Here is a 23,789-nt window from a genome sequence, read left to right as displayed (position 1 = left end):
ATGACGCAGCAGTCCTGTTTTCACTGTGGCGAACCGGTGCCTGACAACAGCCCCTATCAGGTCACCATCAAGCAGGAGCCGCAGCCCCTCTGTTGCCCTGGTTGCGAAGCGGTTTCCAATGCCATCGTCCATGGCGGCCTGGAGAGCTATTACAAATTCCGCACCGAACTGCCACCCCGCCCTGAACTCAGTGAGGAAGAGCTGGCTGAACTGCAGATCTATGATACCCCTGAGTTACTTCAGGAATTTGTCAGTCAAAACGACCAGGGGATTGCTGAAACCACCCTTGCCATTGATGGCATCACCTGTGCCGCCTGCGCCTGGTTGATCGAACACCAGATTGACAACCTTGAGGGTGTGGAGCGTACTGCAGTCAATCTCAGTGCCCAGCGCGCCACCCTGCGCTGGGATATCAACAAACTGCCGTTCAGCAAACTCCTGGCTGAGTTCAAATCAATCGGCTATGGCGCTCAACCCTGGCAGGCCGATGAACAACAGCAAAAGCTGCAGAGAGAACAAAAAACCGCCATCCGTCGCCTGATTGTTGCCGCCATAGGCTCCATGCAGGCCATGATGTTTGGTGTCGCCCTGGAAGCGGGCATGCTGGAAAATTACATGCAGCAGGAATTCATTCTGCTGTTTATGTGGATGTCCTTCCTGGTGACCACACCGGTTGTGCTCTACTCGGCCTGGCCTTTTTTCAGCAGTGCCGCCCGGGAGCTCCGGCATAAACGCCTCAGCATGGATGTCCCTGTTTCCCTGGCCATTGGCCTGGGTTATGCGGCCAGTGTCTGGGCACTGGTCTTTGGAGTCGGTGAGCTGCATTTTTACGCCATTGCCATGTTCACTTTTTTTCTGCTGTTTGGTCGCTACATCGAAATGCGCACCCGGCATAAAATCGGCAGTGGTGGCAATGCCTTGCACGACCTCATCCCCCAAGCGGCTCTTCTTTTGGATGCTGATGATAACGAAGAATATGTGCCCAGCCGTCAACTCCGACCCGGAGACCGCATTCTGGTCAAACCGGGACACACGCTGCCGGTTGACGGTGTAATCCTTTCGGGTCACTCCAGCGTGAATGAAGCCACCATGACCGGCGAATACCTGCCCGTTTCCTGCCACCCCGGCCATCAGGTTCTGGCGGGCACACAAAACATTGACAGCCCGCTCATCGTGGAAGTGGAAAAAATCGGTCAGGAAGTCCGACTGGCCAGCATTGCCCGCCTGAGTGACCGGGCTCTGGCTGAAAAACCGCGCATAGAGACCCTGGCCAACCAGGTTTCACAATATTTTGTTGCTGCCATCCTGCTGGTGTCCTTGACCGTCTTCAGCGTCTGGCTGTTTCTGGACCCTTCCCGTGCTTTTTGGGTTACCCTCTCCGTGCTGGTGGTCACCTGCCCTTGTGCGCTGGCACTGGCAACACCCACCGCCCTGGCGGTTGCCAACGCCACTCTGGGACGTCAGGGGGTTCTGATTACCCGCGGCCATGTTCTTGAAGGGCTGGCCAAGGCCACGCATATCATTTTTGATAAAACAGGCACCCTGACTGAAGGACGCCTGGAGCTGAAAGAGGTTCGCTGGCTGGCCAATGCAGAGGACCCACGCCGGGAGCAGGCCGCGGCTTTGGCTGCAGCTCTGGAAACCCAGTCCGAACACCCCATAGCACGGGCTTTTACAGCCAGCCGCGAGGAAGGCATCAAGGCAACCGACATCCAGGCGGTGACCGGCCAGGGTTTGAGCGGGGTGATTACAAACCAGACCTATCGTCTGGGGCGTGCCGATTTTGTGGCACCGAATACCGGGCTGCTTCCACCTGCAGAAGAAGGCCAGTGGTTACTTCTGGCTGCGGATGACGAGCCTCTTTGCTGGTTCCGTCTGAGCGATCAACTGCGCCCGGATACCCGCGACATGCTGGAGGAGCTGCACCACCTGGGTATGCAGGCGGAGCTTTTGTCCGGTGACCAGGAAGGCGCTGTCGCCAGTATTGCTCAGGAACTGGGGATAGAAAACTATCGCGCCAGTGCCACCCCGGAAATGAAGCTGGCCCGGCTCCGGGAGCTTCAGGCTGAAGGCCACCAGGTCATCATGGTCGGGGACGGGGTTAATGATGTTCCTGTCCTGGCCGGTGCCCAGGTTTCCATTGCCATGGGTGATGCCACGGATCTGGCCAAAACCAGTGCCGACACTCTGCTTTTATCCAGCCGCCTGATTCGCATTCCCCAGGCCATACGCAAAGCACGCAAAACCCGCATGACGATTGCCCAGAACCTCAGTATCTCTCTGGGTTACAATCTGATGGCTCTACCCGCAGCCGCCATGGGCCTCATTCCGCCCTGGATGGCTGCTCTGGGCATGACCAGCAGCTCTTTGCTAGTGGTATTCAACGCCCTGCGCCTGAAAGATAAAGGCAATGAGCAACGCCTGAGTGAGGTCACTTCCCGGCCCGCCTCAGCAAACCCACAACAGGAGGCCAAAGCATGAATATCCTTTTTTTGCTGATCCCCCTCTCTCTGATCCTACTCAGCCTGGCTGTCTGGGCTTTTTTCTGGGCAGTCAAGCATGACCAGTTTGAGGATCTGGAAGGACCCGCCTACTCCATCCTGTTTGATGATGAAGATGAAGTAAAAAAATCCACTGCAGAAGACTCGGACCAGTCTGAAAAATGACTGAACTTCTGGCTGGAGGCCTGATAACCGCCCTCATCGCTGGCTTTCTGGGCGGTGGACACTGCATCGGTATGTGTGGCGGCATTGTCAGTGCCCTGTCGTTTGCTCTTCCACCCAGCCAAAGGCATCCAGCCCGCATTGCCGCCCTGATGTTGATGTACAATCTGGGCCGCATCAGCAGCTATACTCTGGCCGGTGCCCTGGTTGGTGGGCTGGGTCAGCTTTTGATTCATAACATCCAGGCCATCACCCAGGTACTGGGTTGGCTGGCCGTCACCATGCTGGTTTTGATGGCCTCTTACATCGGTCAGTGGTGGCAGGGCCTGACCCGCGTGGAAGCCCTGGGCAAATACCTGTGGCGCTTTCTGGAGCCCCTGGGCCGCCGTCTGATGCCCGTGACTCATCCCGGCCAGGCTCTGTTGATCGGCCTCATCTGGGGCTGGCTGCCCTGCGGTCTGGTTTACTCCATGCTGATTCTGGCTCTCAGCAGTGGCAGTGCCACTCAAGGTGCCTTGCTGCTGTTTGTTTTTGGTCTCGGCACGCTGCCCACGCTGCTTTTGACCGGCGCTTTAGCACGCCAGGTGACGCATTTCTTTCGTCAGCCTCTCTGGCGTCAGGCTTCAGCCCTGTTGCTGCTTGCCTTTGCCCTGTGGCAGGCTTTGCCCTTGTTGGGCTTTTCATCGCCCCCTCATCCCTAGAAGAGACAACTCATGAACCCCGTTGATTTTAACCGTTTTGAATGGAACCCCGAACTGATAGAGCGCTATAACCTGGCTGGCCCACGTTATACTTCTTACCCGACAGCTCCCCAGTTCCATGACGGTTTCGGCTCGGAAGAATTTCGTCAGGCGCTGGTTGACAGCAATGCCAGCCAGGCCCCTCTGTCTTTGTATTTCCACATTCCTTTTTGCGCGAAAATCTGCTTTTATTGCGGCTGCAACAAGATTGCCACCGGCGACACCCGACGCTGTGAACCCTACCTGCAGCGCCTCTATCAGGAAATGGATTTGGTCACGGAGCAGATCGACTCACAGCGCCAGGTCAACCAGCTTCACTGGGGCGGCGGCACTCCCACTTTCTTGTCCGACCAGCAAATGCGTGAACTCATGCAGGAAACCCGCAAGCGTTTCCAGCTGCGTGACGACGACCAGGGGGATTATTCCATTGAAATTGATCCCCGCGAGATCCAGCCCACCACCTTGCCTTTGCTGCGCGAACTGGGCTTTAACCGCATGAGCTTTGGCCTGCAGGATCTGAATTTGAAGGTTCAGGAAGCCGTTAACCGTGTCCAGCCCAGAGCCATGACTGAAAATGCCCTGATTCAGGCCCGAGAGCTGGGCTTTCGCTCCCTGAATCTGGATTTGATTTACGGCCTGCCCCACCAGACACCGGAAACCTTTGCCGCCACTCTGGAAGAAGTCATTGAGATGGACCCGGATCGTCTTTCGGTGTTCAACTACGCTCACCTTCCCGAGCGCTTCAAACCCCAGCGTCGCATCAAGGCCGAAGACCTGCCCACGCCCGAACAGAAGCTGATCATTCTGGAACAGACCATTTCCCGTCTGGTAGAAGCCGGTTACGTTTACATCGGCATGGATCACTTCGCCAAGCCGGATGACAGCTTGGCGATTGCCCAGCGCGAAGGCCGGATGCACCGCAACTTCCAGGGCTACACCACCCATTCCAATTGCGACCTGATTTCCATGGGTGCCTCCTCCATCAGCCAGGTGGGGCCGACTTATGCCCAGAACCACCATGACACCGAAAGCTATGAAGCGGCTATTGGTGATGGCCGCTTCGCCACCTTGCGGGGTCTGCAGCTGACTGAAGATGACCTGCTGCGCCGGGCTGCCATCAACCAGTTGATCTGCCACTTTGAACTGGATGGGGATGCCTTCGGCAAGCAGCACGGCATCAATTTCGGCGACTACTTTCAGCAGGAACTGGAGCATCTGCAGCAGCACCAGAAGGATGGCTTATTACAGATTCAGGGCAATCATTTGATTGTCAGCCCTGCCGGACGCCTGCTGGTACGAAGTATCTGTATGATTTTTGACAGTTATCTGGATCAAAACGGCCTGGGCAAGGCTTTCTCCCGGATTATTTAATATAAGGTTCCCTCATTGCCTTGGATCATGTCTCATGGTAAAAGTAGTTGAGATATATCATGTCTGCTTAAGTTATAGGGAGTTAAACGATGTCCAGCCAACAAAATAAAGGAGTCGGCCTGAATCTGGCTAAGGAAACCCGCTGCATGACCTGCAGCCTGAGTTCTCTGTGCCTGCCTTTATCCCTCAACCTGGAAGATATTGACCAGCTGGATCGTATTATCAAACGCCGCCAGCCGCTGAAAAAGGGTGATCACCTCTTCCGCCAGGGTGATCATTTTGATTCGGTTTATGCAGTCCGTTCAGGCAGTTTGAAAAACTACATCATGACCAATGATGGTGAAGAGCAAATCACCAATTTCCACCTGCCCAGTGAACTCGTTGGGCTGGATGGTGTTGACTGCTCCAGCTATCCGGTTTCTTCCAAGGCCCTGGAAACCACCACCGTTTGCGAAATACCTTATACCCGACTGCAAAGCCTGGCCCAGGAACTTCCCGACCTGCGCAACCAGATTTTCAGCAGCATGAGTAAGGAAATCCGTGACGATAAGCAGATGATGCTGTTGCTATCCAAGAAAAATGCCGAGGAGCGGGTCGCCACTTTCCTGGGCAACCTGTCCTCACGCTTCAAGCGGCGTGGCTATTCGCCTTATACCTTCCGCCTGCCCATGTCACGCAATGAAATTGGTAACTATCTGGGCCTGGCCGTGGAAACCGTGAGTCGTGTTTTTACGCGCTTTCAGACCATCCAGATCATTGCTGTCAATGGCAAAGAAGTGCATATTACTGACCGACAGCAACTGCTTGAGATTGCCGGTGTGACAGAATGCGAGGTGGAACAGCCTGGCAAGCTCATAGCGTCCTGAACTTCCGGCAAGGCTGCAGCAAGACTTTATTTTAAGGAGGAAGACAGATGTTGGATGACTTTTCTATCAAACAGCTGGTGACAGCTCACAAGGACTTTCCCAAGAAGGGTTACACCACACGTGACCTTTCCGGCCTGCTTTACGACCCCAAAGCTTTGCAGGTCATCACCGATACCTTTGCCCATCGCTACCTGGACTCTACGATCAGCCATCTGGTTGTTCTCAAGGGGCGCGGCACCATGTTTGCAGCCGTACTCGCCTACAAACTCAACCTGCCTCTGGTTCTGATCCGTGATTTGGGTGAAGAGCCCGGCGAGGTGCTCTTTGAGCGTGCTCCCAGCTCCGGCGGCGACCGCACCCTGGAAATGCGTGAAGGCCTGATCAAGGAAGGCGACCAGGTGCTCTTGTTTGATGACATCCTGTCCAGTGGCGGCAGCCTGATAGCGGCAGCAGCCCTGCTGCGTCGCCAGGGTGCCGAAATCCAGGAAGTGGCCACCCTGATTGATCTACCCGACAAGGGTGGCAGTGGCCGCTTGCAGGAAATTGATGTCTCCACCTACTCTCTGATGGCGTTTGAAGGCGACTGAAGTCTCTTTATAACTCTGTCGCCAACTGGTCGACCAGTTGTATCCGGTCGGCCAGGCTGCTTTCCCTTTTCGCTTCCAGACCCTGAAAATCAAAGATCCGGGTATCGGCCAGCTGTGACGGCGCGACATTCTGCAGGGCGTTGAACAGGGTTTCGATGCGCCCTGGAAAACGCTTGTCCCAGTCATTCAGCATTTCCTTGATCACCTGACGCTGCAGGTTATCCTGCGAGCCGCAAAGATTGCAGGGAATGATTGGAAACTCCATCAGCTCGGCAAACTCGGCAATGTCCTTTTCCTTGCAGTAGGCCATTGGGCGAATCAGGATGTTCTTGTGATCATCAGAAAGCAGTTTGGGTGGCATGGACTTGATGCTGCCAGCAAAAAACAGGTTCAGGAACAGGGTCTCCAGCAGATCATCGCGATGGTGACCCAGGGCTATCTTGGTGGCCCCTATCTCTTCAGCAAAGCCATACAGGGTGCCCCGCCGCAAACGTGAGCAAAGGCCACAGGTGGTTTTCCCCTCCGGCACCTTTTCCTTGACGATACTGTAGGTGTCCTTTTCCAGAATATGGTAAGCAACGCCGAGTTTTTCCAGATACGCAGGGAGGATTTCTTCCGGGAAACCCGGCTGTTTCTGGTCCAGATTCACGGCAACCAGTTCAAACTCAACCGGGGCGCTTTTTTGCAGGCCCATGAGTAGATGCAGCAGCGTATAGGAATCCTTGCCACCGGACAGGCAGACCATGATCTTGTCGCCCTGCTGGATCATGTCAAAATCTGCAATGGCCTGACCTGTTTGCCGCCGAAGCCGCTTCTGCAGCTTGTTGAACTCTTTTTTGGCCTTGGGAAGCAATTCCTGCATGAGACACCTGTCACGGTTAACTTTAAAGGTGGGCAAATTAACCAAAGCAGGACTAAATGTAAATGCTCCAAGCGTTTTCTATCCGGCTTTGCCCTGTTAATATCCAAGCTTGGGACTATTTATCCAGCTTAAGGTTTGATACCAAGATGACGGCGTTACAAGAAACTCGACTTTTCGAGGACCTGCTCGAAGTTTTACAGGACTGTCCTGAAGGGGTTAATGAGCACTTGCTTTTAAAAAAGCTGGATCAAAAGGGGACGATCACTCTGGAAGCCGATACTTTCAGTGATAACGTCAAGCTCTTTCGAACCCACTTTCTACTCTACAATGCCCTCTATCAGCTGCGCGATGAGCTCTGGAAAACCGCCAGAGGGCATCTGGAAATCACAGCAGTGCGCATTCAGCTCATGCCTTACCACCCCGGCAAAGCAGCATTGCAGGAACACGATCCCATGCGCGACTACTATCTGGACATAGAGCAACTGGAAAAAACCACGCAACTGGATATCGAAACGGCTCTTAACAACTTCTGGAAACGTCTGCATCAGGAAAGCGTCTTCACCGGTGGCGGTCTTAAAGCCAGGGCCCTGGAAACCCTGGGTTTGAATGAAGGCGTAACGGCTAAGCAAATCAAGCTGAGTTACCGGCGTCTGGCCATGCAACACCACCCGGATCGCGGTGGCGACCCGGAAAAGCTTCAGGATATCAATGAAGCCATGGAAGTACTCAAACCCCTGCTGAAATCCTCCTGAAACCGAGACAAAATCACTATGCGCAAACCCACTATTGCATTGACCCTGACCATCGGCCTCTTCCTCCTCAGCCATCTGGGTTGGGCTCAGGACACAGAAACTGAGACACCCCGCTACCATGCCTCCATTCTGATGTATCACCACATCAGCAGCTCCACCCCGCCATCCACCAGCACCTCGCGTGAGAAATTCATCCAGCACCTGGATCTTCTTGAGGAGGAAGGCTTTGAAGTCTGGCCCCTGGATCGCGTTGTCAGCCATCTGCAGCGTCCTCGCCCCTTACCTGACAAGATTGCCGTACTGACTTTCGATGACGCCTATATCAGCGTCTATGAAACAGCCATGCCCCTTCTGGAAGAAAGGGATCTGCCTTACACCATTTTTGTGAATGCCGACCCCATCAACAAGGAGCGGCTCCTCTATATGTCCTGGGAGCAATTGCGTGAGGCCAAGGAGAAGGGAGCCATTATTGCCAATCATTCGCTGAGCCACCCCCACATGGTTCGTAAAAATGAAGAGGAGTCCGAAGAGGACTGGTTGCAGAGAATGCGTCAGGAAGTGGAGGAAAACCAGCGCCACCTGGTCGAACAGCTGGGCGATGCCCCCAAGCTGTTTGCCTACCCCTACGGGGAATACAACCCGGAGCTGGAAAAGCTGATGAAAGACCTGGGCTATGTTGCTTTTGGTCAGCACTCAGGGCCAGCTAGTCCCTACACCTCCCTGCAGGCCGTTCCCCGCTATGCCGCCAATGGCATCTACGCCAACCCTGATCCCTTGAAGATCAAGTTACATGCCCTGCCTTTTCCCTTGACCTCTCAGTCCCCACAGTCAGGAGTTCTGGAAGCTGACGAGCGTCGGCCCACACTTGAGCTGACCATGCTTGAAGGGGATTATCGACTGAAGCAGTTGCGCTGCTATGGGCCTGATGCTGAAGTGCTGGATGTCAGCACCAAAACGCTGGAAGACAAGAGCACCCAGGTCACCATCAAGCCCCACAAATCCCTGAACCCCGGACGCTCCAGGTACAACTGCACAGCACCCCACAAAACGGAAAACCGCTGGTTCTGGTATTCACGTCAGTGGATGCTGCCCAAAAGGGATGGCAGTTGGTACAAGGACTAGAGGCTAGCTGGTCGGTACCGGCCCCTTGAGCAGGCGCACATACATCAAGGCGGTCGTGATGGCGTCACCCAAAGCGGAGTGGCGCTCACCGACCATGGGCACACCCAGCTTTTCGGCAATTTTTTCAAAGTGCAGGTCAGGCTGCAGTTCAGGGTTGGCGCGCTTGACCTTGTCCAGATAGCAGTGCGCCAACTCGATATTTTTGTTGGGCAGACTGAATCCGAAACGGGGGCGAATGAAGCGGTTCAAAACCGTAATATCATAGTTGATGTAATAACCCATGATCGGACGGTTGCCGACAAATTCCAGAAGCTGCTGCAGTGCATCGGCAAGCACCTCACCCCCGCGCAGATCAACACCCCGAATGCGGTGGATCTTGATGGAGTCCCCGGTCAGGCTTTCCGGTTTCTGCAGCTTGATATCCAGCTTATCGCTGGTCAAAACCTGGGTGCCCTTGATTTTTACTGCAGCAATGGAAACGAGTTCGGCTTTCTGAGGGTCTAGATCGGTCATCTCGCAATCCAGGGCAACCACCTCGTCTCCCTCATAAGGTTCAAACAGGAACGCATATTCACCATCTTTTTGCGTCCATTTATCTGTAGCACTTCTTATTGTTTTAAGTACCATGATGCTGACCTCTTTGTTGTTTTATCGTTCAAGATGGTAGCGATGCGACATCCTTGATTTAAACTCTTTAACCAGATGCAAGGCTTCACGCAACAGGTCTCGATCCAGCTTGTTCAGGCCTACGGCACTGATCAGGTTGGCTTCGTCCATGGCCGCCTGCCCCTTTTCTGCTTTCAATTGCTGGTGCAGACGCAAGGTGCTCATGACGGCCAGTGCTTCGGAAAGATCATCGGCAAAATCCTTTTTGATCACCCGCTTCTCGGTCAGGGCCTCAAGGCGCTGAAAGGTGTTGGTTTCCTTGATCTTGTGCTGCAACGCCATGGTGCGCACACCATGCACGATGGGAAAGATTCCGCCTTTTTTAATGTCCATGCCGTCCGAGCTTTTCAGGCCACCAAAGAAGGTCAGGGGTGTACTGAAGCGGCGCAACGGCATGGCAAAGTAAGAGTAGAAAACATCGTTGCCTTCCAGGTTGTCGAACAGGCCATCCCGCAAACGGTTAAACAGGCGGGTGTCACCGGCAACCGGATGCGCATCCACAAAAATGGCCAGATTCATCAGGCCGGTGCCTTCCACAGAACTGGTCCACTGGCCAAGCCGCTTTTTCCATTGGCTTTCGGTCATCACCCATTCCGGGTTAGAGACCATGATATTGCCGGGGCAAAGCGGATAACCAAAGTCCAGCAGGGTATTGGTGAACTTTTCCATCACCTTGCTGCATTCCGGCCAGTCCAGATCGTCCGAGAGTATCAGGGCATTGTCCTGATCGGTTTTCAGAACCTGTTCACCACGGCCTTCACTGCCCATCACCAGTAGACAAGATTTCTGGCGGATTTCTTCAGGAACCAATTGTTCAAATGCCTTGGCAATGATTCTTCCATTGAGTGCCGCCAGAAGATCCATGGCAAAACGGATTTTAACCCCCTGGGAAACCAGGCCACTGACCAGTTCTGTAGTCCCTTTGGAGGCACGTGCCAGTTCATCCAGGCTGGTTGCACGTTCAATCTGCAGGCCGATGACATGGGATTGACTGGAAAAGAAACTCAGCACATCGGTCAGCTCGACCAGACCTGCGAGCTTGGGGCCATCGTAGACCACGACCCGCTGTATTTTATGGCGGGTCATCAAGACCAGGGCATTAAAAAGAAAGTCATCGGTTTGCACGGTGAGGAGATTGTAGCTGGCCAGGTCACAGATATCCGTGTCCAGTGCCATTTCCTTGAGCACCACGCCTTCCAGAAGATCCGTACGGGTCACCATGCCGTACTGGCTGCCTTTGCGAACCAGCAGGGAGTCGGAGTTTTGTTCACGCATGGTCCGGGTGGCTTCCAGAATGGAGGTACCCGAGTCCAGAACCACGGCATCACGCAGCACCGAGTCGGCCACCTTGGCCAGCATGAAAGCAGACATGTCATTGCCGCCCTGCTGTTTGCTGCGGCGACTTTCCAGCAAGCGGGCTTTTTCAGCCAGGGTATTCTGGAAGTAGGCGGCAAAGGCCGAGTTATCGTCCATAAACTTGAGGAAAACAGCTTTGGGAAGCAGCCAGGCAATGGTTTCCTCAAGAGCACGGAAAGTGTAGCGACTGGAACCATTGATGATACTGATGGCCCCGAAAAGGTCATCGTGGGCATACTCCCGGATGACACCCTGGTCTGGGTCCGCTTCCGAGGCCTTGCTGTCCACCTCAACCACAGCGCCTTTCATGACGACAAATACGTAGTCGCTGGTCTGACCGGTTTCAATAATGATTTCATCCTTGCCGAAATAACCGATATCCAGGCAAGTCAAAAGCTGCTGCTGTTCTTCTTCGGTGAGCAGATCAAAAGGCGGGTGAGAAATATCAAATTCATTGCTCATCTTGCTTATCCTTGTTATTGGAGCTTCAACCTGGTGACAGACGTCACCAGAAAGTTAGATCAGTAGCATCCATGAACCCCTGTATTGATTCATTATCTGAATGTAACAAACACCTCCTGCAGCTGTAAGCCGTACTTTAGTATCAAGGTTTTTGGGTCTCGCAGACCGCCTCATGCAGCGGGTCCTCGGCACTCAATCGACGCATGGCCTCCACCTTCATGGCCCGGTCTTCCTGCAGCGGAACCAGTTCACGACTGCTGCAATTCAGCACATAGGCCTGACTGGCCACCTGGTCAACATGCAGTCTTTCAAACCGGTAAAGCACAAATTCAGCAACCTGCTGGTCGCCCATGGATCGGGTTTCCAGGCTGGAGGTATCCAGAAGGGTGAAGGCACCGGTCAAGGGCACTACATAAGTCCAGGGGCGCCAGAAGTTCTCCTTGGTTTCCTTGGAAACAATTACCGAATCTTCCGGCAACTGGGTCTGTTTTAGCTCATACCAGTTGTATTCAGTATAGACCTGGTAACTCAACATACCCAAACCGGCAAACACGGGGATGATCCATTTCGGTAAGCGCTGACCACTCAGTTTCCGCAAGAGTAGGGCAACACCCGCTGCAGCCAAACCGCAAAACACTGCTGCAATCAAATGCCAAATCATAAAATTCTTTCCTCAAAATAAGTCGGGCTTCCCTGAGGAAGCCCGATCGGGTTCAACCTGTTGCAGACTTTATCTGCTTTTCAGGCTGGTTGCTACTTAGTGGTCCTGAGCAGCGCCAGCACCCTTGGGATAGCGAACGTTTTCCACCATCTCACGGATTTCGGCAGGAGGCGCGTCAGTCGACTTGGCTACAGCAAAGGCTACAGCGAAGTTGATCATGGCACCAATTGCACCGAAGGAGAGAGGTGAAACACCCAGCAGCCAGTTATCCACGTTATCAGGCAGAGTGTTGGTTCCTGGGATGAACAACCAGCCCTTGTAGGTGAAGATGTACACCAGGGTGGTCAGCAGACCCGCCAGCATACCGGCTACAGCGCCCTTGTTGTTCATGGTCACCGAGAAGATACCCATCATCAACGCAGGGAAGATGGAGGCAGCTGCGATACCAAAGGCCAGGGCAACCGTCTGGGCCGCAAAGCCGGGAGGGTTGAGACCCAGATAGGTCGCGACCAGAATGGCACCCGCCATGGAGATACGTGCGGCCAGCATTTCGCCTTTCTCAGTGATGTCAGGCTTGAAGGTTTTCTTAATCAAGTCGTGACTCACCGCAGAAGAGATAGCCAGCAACAGACCTGCAGCAGTGGACAGGGCCGCAGCAATACCACCAGCAGCGATCAGACCGATAACCCAGGGTGGCAGGTTGGCAATTTCGGGGTTCGCCAGTACCAGGATATCGTTGTTAATGTTCAGCTCGTTACCTTCCCAACCACGATCCGAGTAATCAGCGGAATCGTTGTAGAACTGGATGCGACCATCGTTGTTCTTGTCTTCGAAGGTGATCAGACCGGTTTCTTCCCAGGTCTTAATCCACTCAGGACGATCTTCATAAGCGATGGGGTTGGTCATGGCTTCTTCATAGTTCTCCACCTGACCAGCCGCATCGGGGTAAACCGTGGTGACCAGGTTCAGACGCGCCATGGAACCCACTGCTGGAGCAGTCAGGTACAGGAGGGCGATGAACACCAGAGCCCAACCGGCAGACCAGCGTGCGTCAGCAACCTTGGGTACGGTGAAGAAACGAATGATTACGTGAGGCAGACCCGCAGTACCAAACATCAGCGACAGGGTGAACAGGAACATGTTCAGTTTGTTGTCGATGTCTGCAGTGTACTCACGGAAACCGATTTCACTGACCACCTGGTTGAGTTTTTCCAGCAGGGGCAGACCGGATTCAGTGTGCGTGCTGAACAAACCAAACATGGGGATGGGGTTACCCGTCAGCTGCAGAGCAATGAAGATCGCAGGAATGGTATAAGCAATGATCAGTACCACATACTGGGCAACCTGAGTGTAGGTGATGCCCTTCATGCCGCCGAATACGGCATACAGGAATACGATCAGAGCTGCAATCCAGATACCCGCAGTGTTGGAGATCTCCAGGAAGCGGGAGAAGGCCACACCGGCACCACTCATCTGACCGATTACGTAGGTCACCGAGGCCGTGATCAGGCAGATTACCGCGATGTTACGGGCCGCACCACTGTAGAAGCGGTCACCGATAAAGTCAGGCACTGTGAACTTGCCGAACTTACGCAGGTAAGGAGCCAGCAGCATCGCCAGCAGTACGTAACCGCCAGTCCAACCCATCAGGAAGGAGGAGGCGAAGTAACCACCGGAGGCCAGCAGACCGGCCATGGAGATGAAGGATGCAGCGGACATCCAGTCAGCCGCCGTTGCCATACCATTGGTGACGGGGTGAACACCACCGCCAGCAACGTAGAACTCTTTGGTCGAACCGGCACGTGCCCAGATGGCAATACCGATATAGAGCGCAAAGGATGCGCCGACAAACAGAAGGTTGATTGCAAATTGACTCATGCTGATTTACTCCCCAAGGCCAAATTTTTCATCAAGCTTGTTCATTCTCCAGGCATAGTGGAAAATGATCGCGATGAAAGTAAGAATTGAACCCTGTTGGGCAAACCAGAATCCCAAATCCGTGCCGCCGACAGGAATACCTGACAGAAGGTCACGCAATAGAATTGCAAAGCCGTAAGATACCAAAGCCCAGACAATCAGGCTTCCGAAGATCAGACGAAGGTTCGCTGACCAGTATGCAGCAGCATTAGATTTATCATCTGCCATAGTAATGCTCTCCGTTTATTGTTATTGAGAGTTTCGGGGAAACGCCCTGATGATTCTGCAAAATTAAGCGCAATAATGTAAGCCCCGACATTAGTAGTAAGCGCCCGGATCATCTCTGCAGGAATCAGGAATACTACCCTAATATCAGTAATTTACAACCACACTGACACTTCATCAGGGCTAACTCGGCAGACACTTACTGGACAATAGTCTAATAACATCCCTCTGGATTCCTGTTCAGGGCCTGAATTCAGCCTGCAAATTGCGCATAATAGCGGCACACACCACTTATTTTTCGACTGGGACTTCCTATGTTTGCAGGCTGGCAACTGATCCTTTCTTCCCTGGCCTATCTTTTAGTGCTTTTTGCCATTGCCTGGCAGGGCGATCAGGCGGCCAGGCGTCAGACGGTTCCCAGAAGCCGCCCCTGGATTTACAGTCTGGCGCTGGCAGTGTATTGCACATCCTGGACTTTTTACGGGGCCGTGGGTCAGGCGGCAGGCGGTGGCCTTCTTTATCTGAGTATTTTTCTGGGCCCCATTCTGACTTACTTTTTTGCCTGGCCCTGGCTGAGAAAAATCTTCCGGGTCAGCAAAGCCCAGAATATCACCTCCATTGCCGACTTTATTGCTTCACGCTACGGCAAGTGGCAGGTTCTTGCTGTGGTGGTCACCTGCTTTGCCCTGATTGGCACTCTGCCCTACATTGCCCTGCAGTTGAAAGCCGTCTCCATGGCTTACGAGGTCTTGACCCGCTACCCGGAAGCTGCCACCCAGACCAATTATTCCCGGATTCCCTTCCTGACGGATACAGCCTTTCATGTTGCCCTCATTCTGGCGGTCTTCTCCATCCTCTTTGGTACCCGGCACATAGATGCCACGGAGCATCATGAAGGGCTGATCCAGGCCATTGCCTTCGAATCCCTGGTCAAGCTGTTTGCTTTTCTGGCAGTGGGTGTCTTCATGACCTGGGGGATTTTTGGGGGATTTTCCGATCTGGCCGGCAAAGCCGAGTTTTTTCGCCCCCTGGAAGCCCAGTTGAATGCCAGCGCCCTGACGCAAGGCTTTGTGGCCCAGACACTGCTGGCCATGATGGCCATCATTTTGCTGCCGCGAATGTTTCATGTCACCGTGGTGGAAAATGCTCACAAGGATGATGCCCAGCATGCGCGCTGGTTTTTGCCCGCTTATCTGATCCTGTTTGCCATTTTTGTGCTGCCTGTTGCTGCGGCTGGCCTGGTCACTTTCCCTGATGGCAATATCGAGGCCGACACCTTTGTCCTGACGCTGCCACTGGCTTATGACGCTGGCTGGCTGGCTCTTCTGGCTTATATCGGTGGTTTTTCTGCGGCCACCAGTATGGCCATCATGGCTACGGTGGCGGTCAGCATCATGGTGTCCAACGAGATTGTCATCCCCTTCCTGCTGAAAACCCGTTGGGTGAGCAGCACTTCTCACCAGAATTTTGGCCGTCTGGTTTTACGCATCCGGCGCATTACCATTCTGCTGGTGCTGCTGCTGGGTTACATCACCTATCGCATCATTGCCGAGTTCAACTCTCTGGCCGCCACCGGATTTCTGGCTTTTGCAGCCATCGGCCAGCTCGCTCCAGCCGTGATTGGCGGCATTCTCTGGAAGCAGGGCAACCGCTGGGGTGCCTTGTCCGGCCTGGTGGTCGGTGGACTTGTCTGGGCCTACACCCTGTTGCTGCCCAGTCTGGAAGCAGCGGGTCTGGTCAATGATCAACTGCTTGCCTATGGTCCCTGGGGAATCGGGTGGCTGAAGCCAACCGCCCTGTTTATTCCCACCGGCCTGGATTTCTTTTCCCAGGGGGTGCTCTGGAGTCTGAGTGCCAATCTGCTGGTTTATGTCACGGTATCGCGTTTCACCCGCCAGCGGGTTATTGACCGCATCCAGGCTTCAGCCTTTGTGGACAACCTGGAAAACAAGCCGGTCAAAAGCTCGCGTCTGTGGAAGGGTTCCACCAATCTGGGCGATCTGCGTCTGCTGGCTGAGCGCTTTGTCGGTGAAGAGGCGGTTATCCGCGCTTATCGTGACTATGCCCTGAAGCGGCATCTGCCGCCCCTGCGCGATGAAGACCCGGCCAGTATTGAGCTGATCCAGTTCACCGAACGCCTGCTGGCCGGGGTTCTGGGGGCCTCTTCCGCACGCATCGTGATGAGTTCTGCCCTGCAGGGCAAGGAAATCAAGATTTCCGATGTTATCTCGATTGTCGATGAAGCCTCTCAGGTGCTGGAGTTCAACCGTGGACTTTTGCAATCCACCATTGAAAACCTTTCCCAGGGCATCAGCGTGATTGATCAGCATATGAAGCTGGTGATCTGGAACCAACGCTATCTGGAGCTGTTCAGCTTTCCTGACAATTTCATCCGGGTCGGGCGCCCTGCTGCCGAGATCTTTCGCTACAACGCTGAACAGGGAGAGTATGGCCCCGGTGACCCGGAAACCCATGTCCAGCAATTGATGGATAATGTTCAGGATGGCGAGTCCCACCGTTATATCCGCTACCGCAAGGACGGCACCGTGATTGAAATCCAGGGCAACCCCATGCCCGGCGGTGGCTTTGTTTACAGCTATCAGGACATCACCCAGCAAAAGCAGATTGAAGAAGCCCTGATTCAGTCGGAAAACAACATTCGCATTTACACTGACAATGTACCCGCACTGATTGCCTACTTTGACACTGAGCGGCGCTATCTTTTCACCAACCGCGCCTACGAGGAGGCCATGCAGATTGACCGCAACCAGGTAATCGGCCGCCCCGTTTATGAGGTGCTTCCCCCGGCCGAATACGAGGCGCGCAGCTCCTTTATGCGCGCTGCCCTGGAGGGGCGACGCCAGACTTTTGAGTTGGAGCTGCCCGGTCACAATCACAGCATTCGCTATGCTCTGGTCACCTACACCCCCCACATAGCTGAAACAGGTGAACTGCTGGGTTTCTTTGCCCTTTACCAGGACATTACCGAAAGGCGCCTGGTGGAGATTGCTCTGCAGGAAACCAACGAGCATCTGGAAGAAAGAGTACGTGAGCGCACGCTGGCTCTGTCCGAACTCAACTCCGCCCTTTTCAAGGAAAATCAGGTGCGCGCCCGGGCCGAGGAAAACATGCGCCTGACCAAGCAGCAGGCGGAAGATGCCAACGCCTCCAAAACCCGTTTTCTGGCGGCCGCCAGTCATGACCTGCTGCAGCCCCTGAATGCGGCCCGCCTGTTTACCTCCGCTCTGTCTCAGCAGGTGGAAGACCCGGAGCACATCAAAACCACCCGGCACATCGACAATTCCCTGAAGGCGGCAGAAGAGCTGCTCAGCACCCTGCTGGACATTTCCAAACTGGATGCCGGTGCCCTGCAACCCAAGGTCAGTGACTTTGCCCTGAGTGAAATCCTCAACCCCCTGATGGCCGAATTTGAAGTCATGGCAGCTGATCGTGGCCTGCACCTGGAACAGGTCAAAAGCCGTGCCTGGGTGCGCAGCGATCCGCAAATGCTCAGGCGCATTCTGCAGAATTTTCTTTCCAATGCCTTACGCTACACGGGAGAAGGTCGGGTGCTGCTGGGCTGTCGCAGGGTCGGCCAGGATTTGCGCCTGGAAGTCTGGGACACCGGCCCCGGCATACCCGACAGCCGCCTGGGCGAGATCTTCCAGGAGTTCCGGCGCCTGGATACACCCGACAAGCGTAATGAAAAGGGCCTGGGCCTGGGGCTTTCCATTGCCGAAAGGATGTCACGGGTTCTGAAGCATCAGATTGCTGTGCGCAGCTGGCCTGGGAAGGGCACAGTGTTTTCCGTGACTCTTCCCAGAGTCAAAGCCCAACAATCAACCTCCAGCTTTGCACCCGGCCGTCGAAACTTCAATAAGCTGGATGGATTGGAGATTCTGTGTATCGACAATGAACCCCTGATTCTGGAAGGCATGCAGGCCATGCTCAAAGGCTGGAAGTGTTCAGCCCATACCGCTGCCAGTCTTGACGAAGCCCGCGAATTGCTGAGCGCTGATCATCACCCGGATATTGCCATTTACCTGGCAGACTACCATCTCAACGAGGGTAAAACGGGGGTTCAGGCCTTGAAAGCTCTTGAGGAATTAACCAGGCAAGCCATCAGCGGTATTGTGATTACCGCAGACCGGACGGATGAAATTGCCGATGAAGTAAGTGAGGCAGGCTTTTTGTTGCTGCACAAGCCCGTCAAACCGGCTGCCCTCAGGGCCATGATCACCCGTTTGCTGCAAAGCCGAAAAAGACAGGGCTAGAAGGTCAGTCAGCGACCTTGGGAGGATCAACTTCCAGTCGCTTGGCGGCGATGACAGCCTGGGTTCTGGAGTGGACGCCCAGCTTGCGCAGTATGGCCGTCACATGGGCCTTGATGGTTGCTTCGGAAACATCCAGCTCATAAGCAATCTGCTTGTTCAGCAAACCCTCAGTGAGCATATTCAAAACCCGAAACTGTTGTGGAGTCAGGGAGGACAGAGCTTCGGCAAATCGGGCTTCATCTTCGCTGATCTCATCCAGACTGTTGGCCACGGCAGGCGGAATCCAGACCTCGCCCTGAATCACCTGGGAAATCGCTGCGGCAATGGTGTCCAAAGGGGAAGACTTGGGAATAAAGCCTGAAGCCCCATAATCCATGGCACGGCGAATGACGTGATTGTCTTCACTACCGGAAATGACCACCACCGGAATGCCGGGATTAACCCCTCTCAAGAAGACCAGACCGGAAAAACCGTGAGCACCCGGCATGTGCAAATCCAAGAGGATCAGATCAGCATCCGGATTTTCAGCCACTGCTTTATGTACACCGTCGAGGGTATCCGCTTCAACGATCTCTACATCACTTAAAGCCTGACGAACAGCCTGCTGCAAAGCGGCACGAAACAAGGGGTGGTCATCGGCAACAATAATTTTGTGGCGTAAAGCCATTCACTTTCCTCCGGTGATAAAGAAGTCACACGACAGCATTATTATATTCCTGTCATCATTTATCAAGGAAACAGAAAAAAGAAAGCCCCGCGCAGGGCGGGGCAAAAGCAATGCCAAAGGGTTGGACTTGCTGATTACAACTTATTTAAGAGCCCGGTTGGAGATGAGATCATCCACCACCGAAGGATCTGCCAGGGTTGAAGTATCACCCAGACCATCGGTTTCATTGGCAGCAATCTTGCGCAGAATACGACGCATGATCTTGCCGGAACGGGTCTTGGGCAGGCCGGGCGAGAACTGCACCACATCAGGAGAAGCGATGGGGCCAATCTCTTTGCGAACCCACTTGATCAGCTCCTTCTTGAGATCATCACTGGCTTCAAAGCCATCGGCCAGAGTGACATAGACATAGATGCCCTGACCCTTGATGTCGTGTGGATAGCCAACCACAGCCGCTTCAGCAACGGCTTCATGAGCCACCATGGCTGATTCAACTTCTGCAGTACCCATGCGGTGACCGGAAACGTTGATCACATCATCAACACGACCGGTGATCCAGTAGTAACCGTCTTCATCACGACGACAGCCGTCACCGGTGAAGTACATGCCCTGATAAGCAGAGAAGTAGGTTTGAACAAAACGTTCATGGTCACCCCAGATGGAGCGGCCCTGACCCGGCCAGGAATCCAGAATCACCAGGTTGCCTTCAGTGGCACCTTCCTTGATGTTGCCCTCAGGATCAACCAAAGCAGGCTGGACACCAAAGAACGGCAGGGTGGCCGAACCCGGTTTCAGGTCAGTTGCACCGGGCAGCGGTGAAATCAGAATGCCGCCGGTTTCGGTTTGCCACCAAGTATCCACAATCGGGCATTGGCTGTTACCGATCTTGTCGTAGTACCACTGCCAGGCCTCGGGGTTGATGGGTTCGCCCACGGAACCCAGCAGACGCAGGGAGTCACGCTTGGAGCTGCTCATGACATCATCACCCTGAGCCATCAGGGCGCGCACGGCAGTGGGGGCCGTGTACATGATGGTGACCTGGTGCTTGTCGCAGATTTCACCCATACGACCGTGGGTCGGATAGCTGGGCACACCTTCAAACATCAGGGTGGTGGCACCATTGGCCAAAGGGCCGTAAACAATGTAGCTGTGACCGGTAACCCAGCCCACATCAGCTGTACACCAGTAGACATCACCGGGCTTGTAATCAAACACATACTGGTGAGTCATGGAGGCATACACCATGTAGCCGCCGGTTGTATGCTTAAGACCTTTGGGGGCACCCGTGGAGCCGGAAGTGAACAGAATGAACAAGGGATCTTCAGCGTTCATTTCTTCGGCAGGGCACTCGTCTGCACAATCCTTGACCAGGTCATGCCACCAGACATCACGATGGTCGTGCCAGTCAATATCGCCACCGGTACGCTTGAGAACCACAACGTGCTCAACTGACTTGACGTTGGGATTGGTCAGGCCTTCATCAACATTTTCCTTCAGGGGAACCTGCTTGCCGCCGCGCAAACCTTCGTCCGAGGTAATCACAACCCGGGAATCAGAGCTGATAATACGGCTGGCAATCGCATCCGGGGAAAAACCACCGAAGACAACCGAGTGGATAGCACCAATGCGGGCACAGGCCAGCATGGCTACAGCGGCTTCGGGCACCATGGGCATATACAGGGTAACCACTTCACCTTTTTTAACGCCCAGTTTTTTCAGGCCATTGGCAAAGCGGCAAACCTCGTGATAAAGCTCACGATAGGTAATCTTCTTGTCTTCATTGGGATCATCACCCTCCCAGATAATCGCCACTTCATCGCCACGCTCTTCCAGGTGACGATCCAGACAGTTAACGGAGGCGTTCAGGGTGCCATCTTCAAACCAACGAATATCGACATTATGAGAATCAAAACTGGTGTTTTTAACCTTGGTGTAGGGTTTCATCCAGTCAATACGCTTACCCTGCTCGGCCCAAAAAGCTTCGGGATTCTCCACCGACTGCTTGTACATGGACTGATATTTTTCCTTATCAATCCAGGCCGTTTTAGCCAGTTCGGGGGGTACAGGATAAAGCTTTTTTTGTTCGCTCATCAGACTCAGCCTCTGTGTCTCAATGGATTGTTTTTGTGTCGACTTACTGCGCAAAGTTATACATGCCCAAAGCGGGGTAACAACATTAGACCTTGGTAGCAGCTTTTTTCTCTTTTATTTCAATGCCTTACAAAGGCATGACTCGCCAGTCAGGTTCTGGTCACGCTTTCGTCCACGTAAAGGAAGCTTAAAGTGGATCGACAGCGCTGACAAACATACTGCTGACCCCGCTGAATTTTATTATGCCGACGCACCGTTAAAGCATGTTCTTTGTCTTCACAGCCGCATTGGTAAATATAGCCCTGCCTGGCTGAACGACTGACATCAAATCGATGGGTGGTGTCCGGCTGCACCGCAAACACCTGCTGCATGATTTGCTGCCACTCGCGGCCATGTGGACGGATACGTCGACCATGCAGCTGCCACGCCAACAGGTGCGCAACTTCATGGGGCACGACTTGCGCCAGGAACTCCTGGTGATTTTCTTCCAGAAGGACTGGGTTGAAGCGTAGTCGGTTTTTTTGCAGTTCGGCAACCCCGGCACTGCGTCCGCGCAGGCTCAGGGTTACCTCAGGACGTGGAAAGGATTTCAGATAAAATTCTTCCGCCAGGGCGTAGCACTTGAGTACTTCACTGCGCACCCTGCTGAGCCAGGAAGCTTTCCGGTCATGGTTCTTGTCAAAAAGTGACTGCTGTCTGTCCAAAACCCTGTTAACCTTTCTGCCAAATCAATAATTCAGCAGATATTAACATGCAAGAAGACCAACAGCCTCCCCAGATCCTCCTGACCGAAACCCAGTTGGACGAGCTGGATGAATTGCTTTCCCTAGCCGACCAGGACGATGACGAAGCCAGCAACCTTATGGTGGTTCTTGGCTATGTCACCGCCCAGGCCATGAGCCCCCGGCCAGCAACAGTTGCCGACTGGCTGGCGGCCCTGTTTGACGAACCCCCGAAATCACCGACCCTGCAGACTCTACTGGAAACAGCCTACCGGCTGGCTGCCCAGGGTTTTTATCAGGGCGCAGGCATCGAACTGCCTTTCAGCAGTGACTGGCAGGAAGACACCCAAGAGTTGATCGGTGACTGGTGTGCCGGTTTCATGCAGGCTGTTTTTGAACAGGAAGACCTCTGGTTTGGAAACCAGGAACAGCAACTGGCTGAATTGCTCCTGCCCGTCATGGCCCTGTCCGGCCTCTTTGCTGATGAAGAAGAGTTTGCCGAACTGGAAGAAGACCCGGCTCTGATGCAGGCTTTCACCCGCCAACTGCCCGAGCTATTGCTGGATATTTACTGCCAGCTCAATGCCCCGGAAGAAAAACCCACCCCCACCGGCAAAGCCAAACCCGGCAAAAGCAAAAACCGCAGACGCAAATAAAACCAGTAAGCATTACTTAAAGCGAATGGCTAAGCCATCCAACAACCCCCAAAAATACTCCCGGATTTTCTGGCGGCGTGATCTGGCTTGCCAAAGGCGTTTATCCAGCCAGAGACTTTGTTCTCTGGCCTGGGTAAACCAGTTTAAAACCTCAGCTGCAAAGTCCGCATCCAGAATTTCCTGATTGGCCTCCAGGTTCCAATGCATCCCCCAGTGATCAAAATTGCAGGAACCCAGGGATACCCAGTCATCGCAAAGGCTGATTTTGGCATGCAGGAAGCTGGGCTGATATTCGTAGAGATACACCCCGGCAGCCAGCAAATCATTGTAAAACCTTTGCCCGGCATAGCGCACCGGAGGATGATCAGTCTGCGGTCCCGGCAACAGCAGGTGAACTTCAACCCCTCTTGCAGCGGCGGCTTTCAAAGCCTTGCGGATCCGGTAGCCGGGCACAAAATAAGGCGTGGCCAACCAAATGTGGCCTCGGGCCTGGCGAAGACGGCGTAATAAAGATAGCTTGATGGCATGCAGATAAAGGCCCTGACCCTGAACCAGACGGCCTTCACTTCCGCTCTTGAAGGCGGCAACGGCAGAGCAGGCTGGCAACACCAGACTCCGACCGCGTGCCTGGTGCCAGGTTTTCCAGAACAGTGTTTGCCAATCAGCAACACAGGGCCCTTCCAGCTTTACTGCCACTTCGCGCCAGCTGTGTTCGCTGCCGACAAAGTCATCGGTCAGACCAAATCCGCCGGTAAAAACAACCTTGCCATCCACCAGCAGAAGTTTGCGGTGATCCCGCATCAGGTTGCGGCTGAGCTGGTGCCAGCGCAGGGGGTTGAACCAGTTGACCCGGACCCCTGCAGCGGCCAGCAGTCTGCGATCCCTGTCAGCCAGACCGGCCGCACCAAAACTGTCCAGCAGAAGGGCCACCTTCACACCGCGTTGTGCGGCCCGGATCAGGTGATCCAACCACTGCGTGACCACTTCACCCGACTCCACCAGATAGACTTCCAGCAAAACATATTCGGTTGCCCGGTCTATCTCGGTTAACATGGCAGGGAAGAAGGCCTTGCCCTGATCCAGAAGTTGTAACCGGTTGCCTGCCCGCCAGGGAAAATGCCTTGCCATC

At 54.1% G+C, this 23,789-nt stretch carries 20 protein-coding genes; 10 read left to right on the top strand and 10 right to left on the bottom strand.

Translation table 11 applies throughout. The features are described from left to right. From LG323_RS13495 to LG323_RS13470, 6 genes are all read left to right on the top strand, one after another. Positions 1–2,481, top strand: a complete 2,481-nt coding sequence (locus LG323_RS13495) for a heavy metal translocating P-type ATPase (protein WP_404417198.1) — start codon at positions 1–3, stop codon at positions 2,479–2,481. Further along, complete coding sequence (ccoS, locus tag LG323_RS13490) at positions 2,478–2,666, top strand: cbb3-type cytochrome oxidase assembly protein CcoS (RefSeq protein WP_404417195.1); 189 nt, start codon at positions 2,478–2,480, stop codon at positions 2,664–2,666. The genes LG323_RS13495 and ccoS overlap by 4 nt, the downstream gene beginning before the upstream one ends. After that, entirely contained in the window at positions 2,663–3,364 is a 702-nt protein-coding gene (locus LG323_RS13485; RefSeq protein WP_404417192.1) for a sulfite exporter TauE/SafE family protein, read from the top strand. The genes ccoS and LG323_RS13485 overlap by 4 nt, the downstream gene beginning before the upstream one ends. A gap of 12 nt (positions 3,365–3,376) precedes the next feature. Continuing rightward, positions 3,377–4,774, top strand: a complete 1,398-nt coding sequence (gene hemN, locus LG323_RS13480; protein ID WP_404417189.1) for an oxygen-independent coproporphyrinogen III oxidase — start codon at positions 3,377–3,379, stop codon at positions 4,772–4,774. 89 nt (positions 4,775–4,863) lie between these two features. After that, entirely contained in the window at positions 4,864–5,640 is a 777-nt protein-coding gene (gene fnr / locus LG323_RS13475; RefSeq protein WP_310695084.1) for a fumarate/nitrate reduction transcriptional regulator Fnr, read from the top strand. A gap of 47 nt (positions 5,641–5,687) precedes the next feature. After that, positions 5,688–6,227, top strand: coding sequence for a purine phosphoribosyltransferase family protein (locus LG323_RS13470; protein ID WP_404417186.1), 540 nt, complete (start codon positions 5,688–5,690; stop codon positions 6,225–6,227). Between the two features lie 7 nt (positions 6,228–6,234). On the opposite strand, the gene ttcA is transcribed toward LG323_RS13470, so the two are convergent. Next, the gene (gene ttcA / locus LG323_RS13465) at positions 6,235–7,089 is read right to left on the bottom strand and encodes a tRNA 2-thiocytidine(32) synthetase TtcA (RefSeq protein ID WP_404417184.1); all 855 of its coding nucleotides are present in this window, start codon (positions 7,087–7,089) and stop codon (positions 6,235–6,237) included. 146 nt (positions 7,090–7,235) lie between these two features. Between ttcA and LG323_RS13460 the strand changes: the two genes are divergently transcribed. Together LG323_RS13460 and LG323_RS13455 are read left to right on the top strand one after the other, a co-directional pair. Next, positions 7,236–7,841: a DNA-J related domain-containing protein gene (locus tag LG323_RS13460; protein ID WP_310695087.1), complete on the top strand. Its 606-nt coding sequence runs from the start codon at positions 7,236–7,238 to the stop codon at positions 7,839–7,841. 18 nt (positions 7,842–7,859) lie between these two features. Next, positions 7,860–8,963 carry a polysaccharide deacetylase family protein gene (locus tag LG323_RS13455; RefSeq protein WP_404417181.1) on the top strand — a complete coding sequence of 368 codons (1,104 nt, stop codon included), beginning with the start codon at positions 7,860–7,862 and terminating at the stop codon, positions 8,961–8,963. Between the two features lie 3 nt (positions 8,964–8,966). On the opposite strand, the gene LG323_RS13450 is transcribed toward LG323_RS13455, so the two are convergent. The 5 genes from LG323_RS13450 to LG323_RS13430 all read right to left on the bottom strand — a co-directional run bounded on the left by LG323_RS13450 (position 8,967) and on the right by LG323_RS13430 (position 14,253). Further along, positions 8,967–9,590, bottom strand: a complete 624-nt coding sequence (locus LG323_RS13450) for a 3'-5' exonuclease (RefSeq protein ID WP_310695089.1) — start codon at positions 9,588–9,590, stop codon at positions 8,967–8,969. Between the two features lie 21 nt (positions 9,591–9,611). After that, positions 9,612–11,447, bottom strand: a complete 1,836-nt coding sequence (locus LG323_RS13445; protein WP_404417178.1) for a DUF294 nucleotidyltransferase-like domain-containing protein — start codon at positions 11,445–11,447, stop codon at positions 9,612–9,614. Positions 11,448–11,589: 142 nt separating this feature from the next. Beyond that, entirely contained in the window at positions 11,590–12,108 is a 519-nt protein-coding gene (locus tag LG323_RS13440; protein WP_404417176.1) for a hypothetical protein, read from the bottom strand. Positions 12,109–12,204: 96 nt separating this feature from the next. Further along, the gene (locus LG323_RS13435; RefSeq protein ID WP_404417174.1) at positions 12,205–13,986 is read right to left on the bottom strand and encodes a sodium:solute symporter family protein; all 1,782 of its coding nucleotides are present in this window, start codon (positions 13,984–13,986) and stop codon (positions 12,205–12,207) included. Between the two features lie 6 nt (positions 13,987–13,992). Continuing rightward, entirely contained in the window at positions 13,993–14,253 is a 261-nt protein-coding gene (locus LG323_RS13430) for a DUF4212 domain-containing protein (RefSeq protein ID WP_404417171.1), read from the bottom strand. A gap of 311 nt (positions 14,254–14,564) precedes the next feature. Between LG323_RS13430 and LG323_RS13425 the strand changes: the two genes are divergently transcribed. Continuing rightward, positions 14,565–18,524 (top strand): NahK/ErcS family hybrid sensor histidine kinase/response regulator, encoded by a 3,960-nt coding sequence (locus LG323_RS13425; protein WP_404417169.1) that lies wholly within the window; start codon positions 14,565–14,567, stop codon positions 18,522–18,524. 4 nt (positions 18,525–18,528) lie between these two features. Here the strand turns inward: LG323_RS13425 and LG323_RS13420 are convergent, their stop codons facing one another. The 3 genes from LG323_RS13420 to LG323_RS13410 form a co-directional block, all read right to left on the bottom strand. Next, complete coding sequence (locus LG323_RS13420; RefSeq protein ID WP_310695095.1) at positions 18,529–19,191, bottom strand: response regulator transcription factor; 663 nt, start codon at positions 19,189–19,191, stop codon at positions 18,529–18,531. A 141-nt stretch (positions 19,192–19,332) separates the two neighbouring features. Then, positions 19,333–21,282, bottom strand: coding sequence for an acetate--CoA ligase (gene acs, locus LG323_RS13415; protein WP_404417165.1), 1,950 nt, complete (start codon positions 21,280–21,282; stop codon positions 19,333–19,335). Between the two features lie 149 nt (positions 21,283–21,431). Continuing rightward, positions 21,432–21,986, bottom strand: a complete 555-nt coding sequence (locus LG323_RS13410; protein ID WP_310695097.1) for a SprT family zinc-dependent metalloprotease — start codon at positions 21,984–21,986, stop codon at positions 21,432–21,434. A 47-nt stretch (positions 21,987–22,033) separates the two neighbouring features. Here LG323_RS13410 and LG323_RS13405 point away from each other — a divergent pair, with 47 nt between their 5' ends. Continuing rightward, positions 22,034–22,660, top strand: coding sequence for a YecA family protein (locus LG323_RS13405; RefSeq protein WP_404417162.1), 627 nt, complete (start codon positions 22,034–22,036; stop codon positions 22,658–22,660). A gap of 12 nt (positions 22,661–22,672) precedes the next feature. Here LG323_RS13405 and LG323_RS13400 read toward each other — a convergent pair whose 3' ends face one another. Beyond that, positions 22,673–23,788, bottom strand: coding sequence for a phosphatidylserine/phosphatidylglycerophosphate/cardiolipin synthase family protein (locus LG323_RS13400; protein ID WP_404417159.1), 1,116 nt, complete (start codon positions 23,786–23,788; stop codon positions 22,673–22,675). Position 23,789 lies beyond the last annotated feature (1 nt).

The sequence above is a fragment of the Marinospirillum sp. genome (genome assembly GCF_044810985.1).
GTDB lineage: Bacteria > Pseudomonadota > Gammaproteobacteria > Pseudomonadales > Halomonadaceae > Marinospirillum.
Note: the sequence above shows the minus strand (reverse complement) of the source record. Positions and strands in the feature narration are given on the sequence as shown.

Excerpts from the sequence above, each read along its gene's own strand:
- LG323_RS13470 (WP_404417186.1), top strand. The coding sequence starts at position 5,688 with ATGTTGGATGACTTTTCTATCAAACAGCTGGTGACAGCTCACAAGGAC.
- LG323_RS13420 (WP_310695095.1), bottom strand. The coding sequence starts at position 19,191 with ATGGCTTTACGCCACAAAATTATTGTTGCCGATGACCACCCCTTGTTT.
- LG323_RS13440 (WP_404417176.1), bottom strand. The coding sequence starts at position 12,108 with ATGATTTGGCATTTGATTGCAGCAGTGTTTTGCGGTTTGGCTGCAGCG.
- LG323_RS13455 (WP_404417181.1), top strand. The coding sequence starts at position 7,860 with ATGCGCAAACCCACTATTGCATTGACCCTGACCATCGGCCTCTTCCTC.
- LG323_RS13485 (WP_404417192.1), top strand. The coding sequence starts at position 2,663 with ATGACTGAACTTCTGGCTGGAGGCCTGATAACCGCCCTCATCGCTGGC.
- ttcA (WP_404417184.1), bottom strand. The coding sequence starts at position 7,089 with ATGCAGGAATTGCTTCCCAAGGCCAAAAAAGAGTTCAACAAGCTGCAG.
- LG323_RS13435 (WP_404417174.1), bottom strand. The coding sequence starts at position 13,986 with ATGAGTCAATTTGCAATCAACCTTCTGTTTGTCGGCGCATCCTTTGCG.
- LG323_RS13445 (WP_404417178.1), bottom strand. The coding sequence starts at position 11,447 with ATGAGCAATGAATTTGATATTTCTCACCCGCCTTTTGATCTGCTCACC.
- LG323_RS13450 (WP_310695089.1), bottom strand. The coding sequence starts at position 9,590 with ATGGTACTTAAAACAATAAGAAGTGCTACAGATAAATGGACGCAAAAA.
- LG323_RS13400 (WP_404417159.1), bottom strand. The coding sequence starts at position 23,788 with ATGGCAAGGCATTTTCCCTGGCGGGCAGGCAACCGGTTACAACTTCTG.
- LG323_RS13495 (WP_404417198.1), top strand. The coding sequence starts at position 1 with ATGACGCAGCAGTCCTGTTTTCACTGTGGCGAACCGGTGCCTGACAAC.
- LG323_RS13425 (WP_404417169.1), top strand. The coding sequence starts at position 14,565 with ATGTTTGCAGGCTGGCAACTGATCCTTTCTTCCCTGGCCTATCTTTTA.
- ccoS (WP_404417195.1), top strand. The coding sequence starts at position 2,478 with ATGAATATCCTTTTTTTGCTGATCCCCCTCTCTCTGATCCTACTCAGC.
- acs (WP_404417165.1), bottom strand. The coding sequence starts at position 21,282 with ATGAGCGAACAAAAAAAGCTTTATCCTGTACCCCCCGAACTGGCTAAA.
- LG323_RS13405 (WP_404417162.1), top strand. The coding sequence starts at position 22,034 with ATGCAAGAAGACCAACAGCCTCCCCAGATCCTCCTGACCGAAACCCAG.
- LG323_RS13460 (WP_310695087.1), top strand. The coding sequence starts at position 7,236 with ATGACGGCGTTACAAGAAACTCGACTTTTCGAGGACCTGCTCGAAGTT.
- hemN (WP_404417189.1), top strand. The coding sequence starts at position 3,377 with ATGAACCCCGTTGATTTTAACCGTTTTGAATGGAACCCCGAACTGATA.
- LG323_RS13430 (WP_404417171.1), bottom strand. The coding sequence starts at position 14,253 with ATGGCAGATGATAAATCTAATGCTGCTGCATACTGGTCAGCGAACCTT.
- fnr (WP_310695084.1), top strand. The coding sequence starts at position 4,864 with ATGTCCAGCCAACAAAATAAAGGAGTCGGCCTGAATCTGGCTAAGGAA.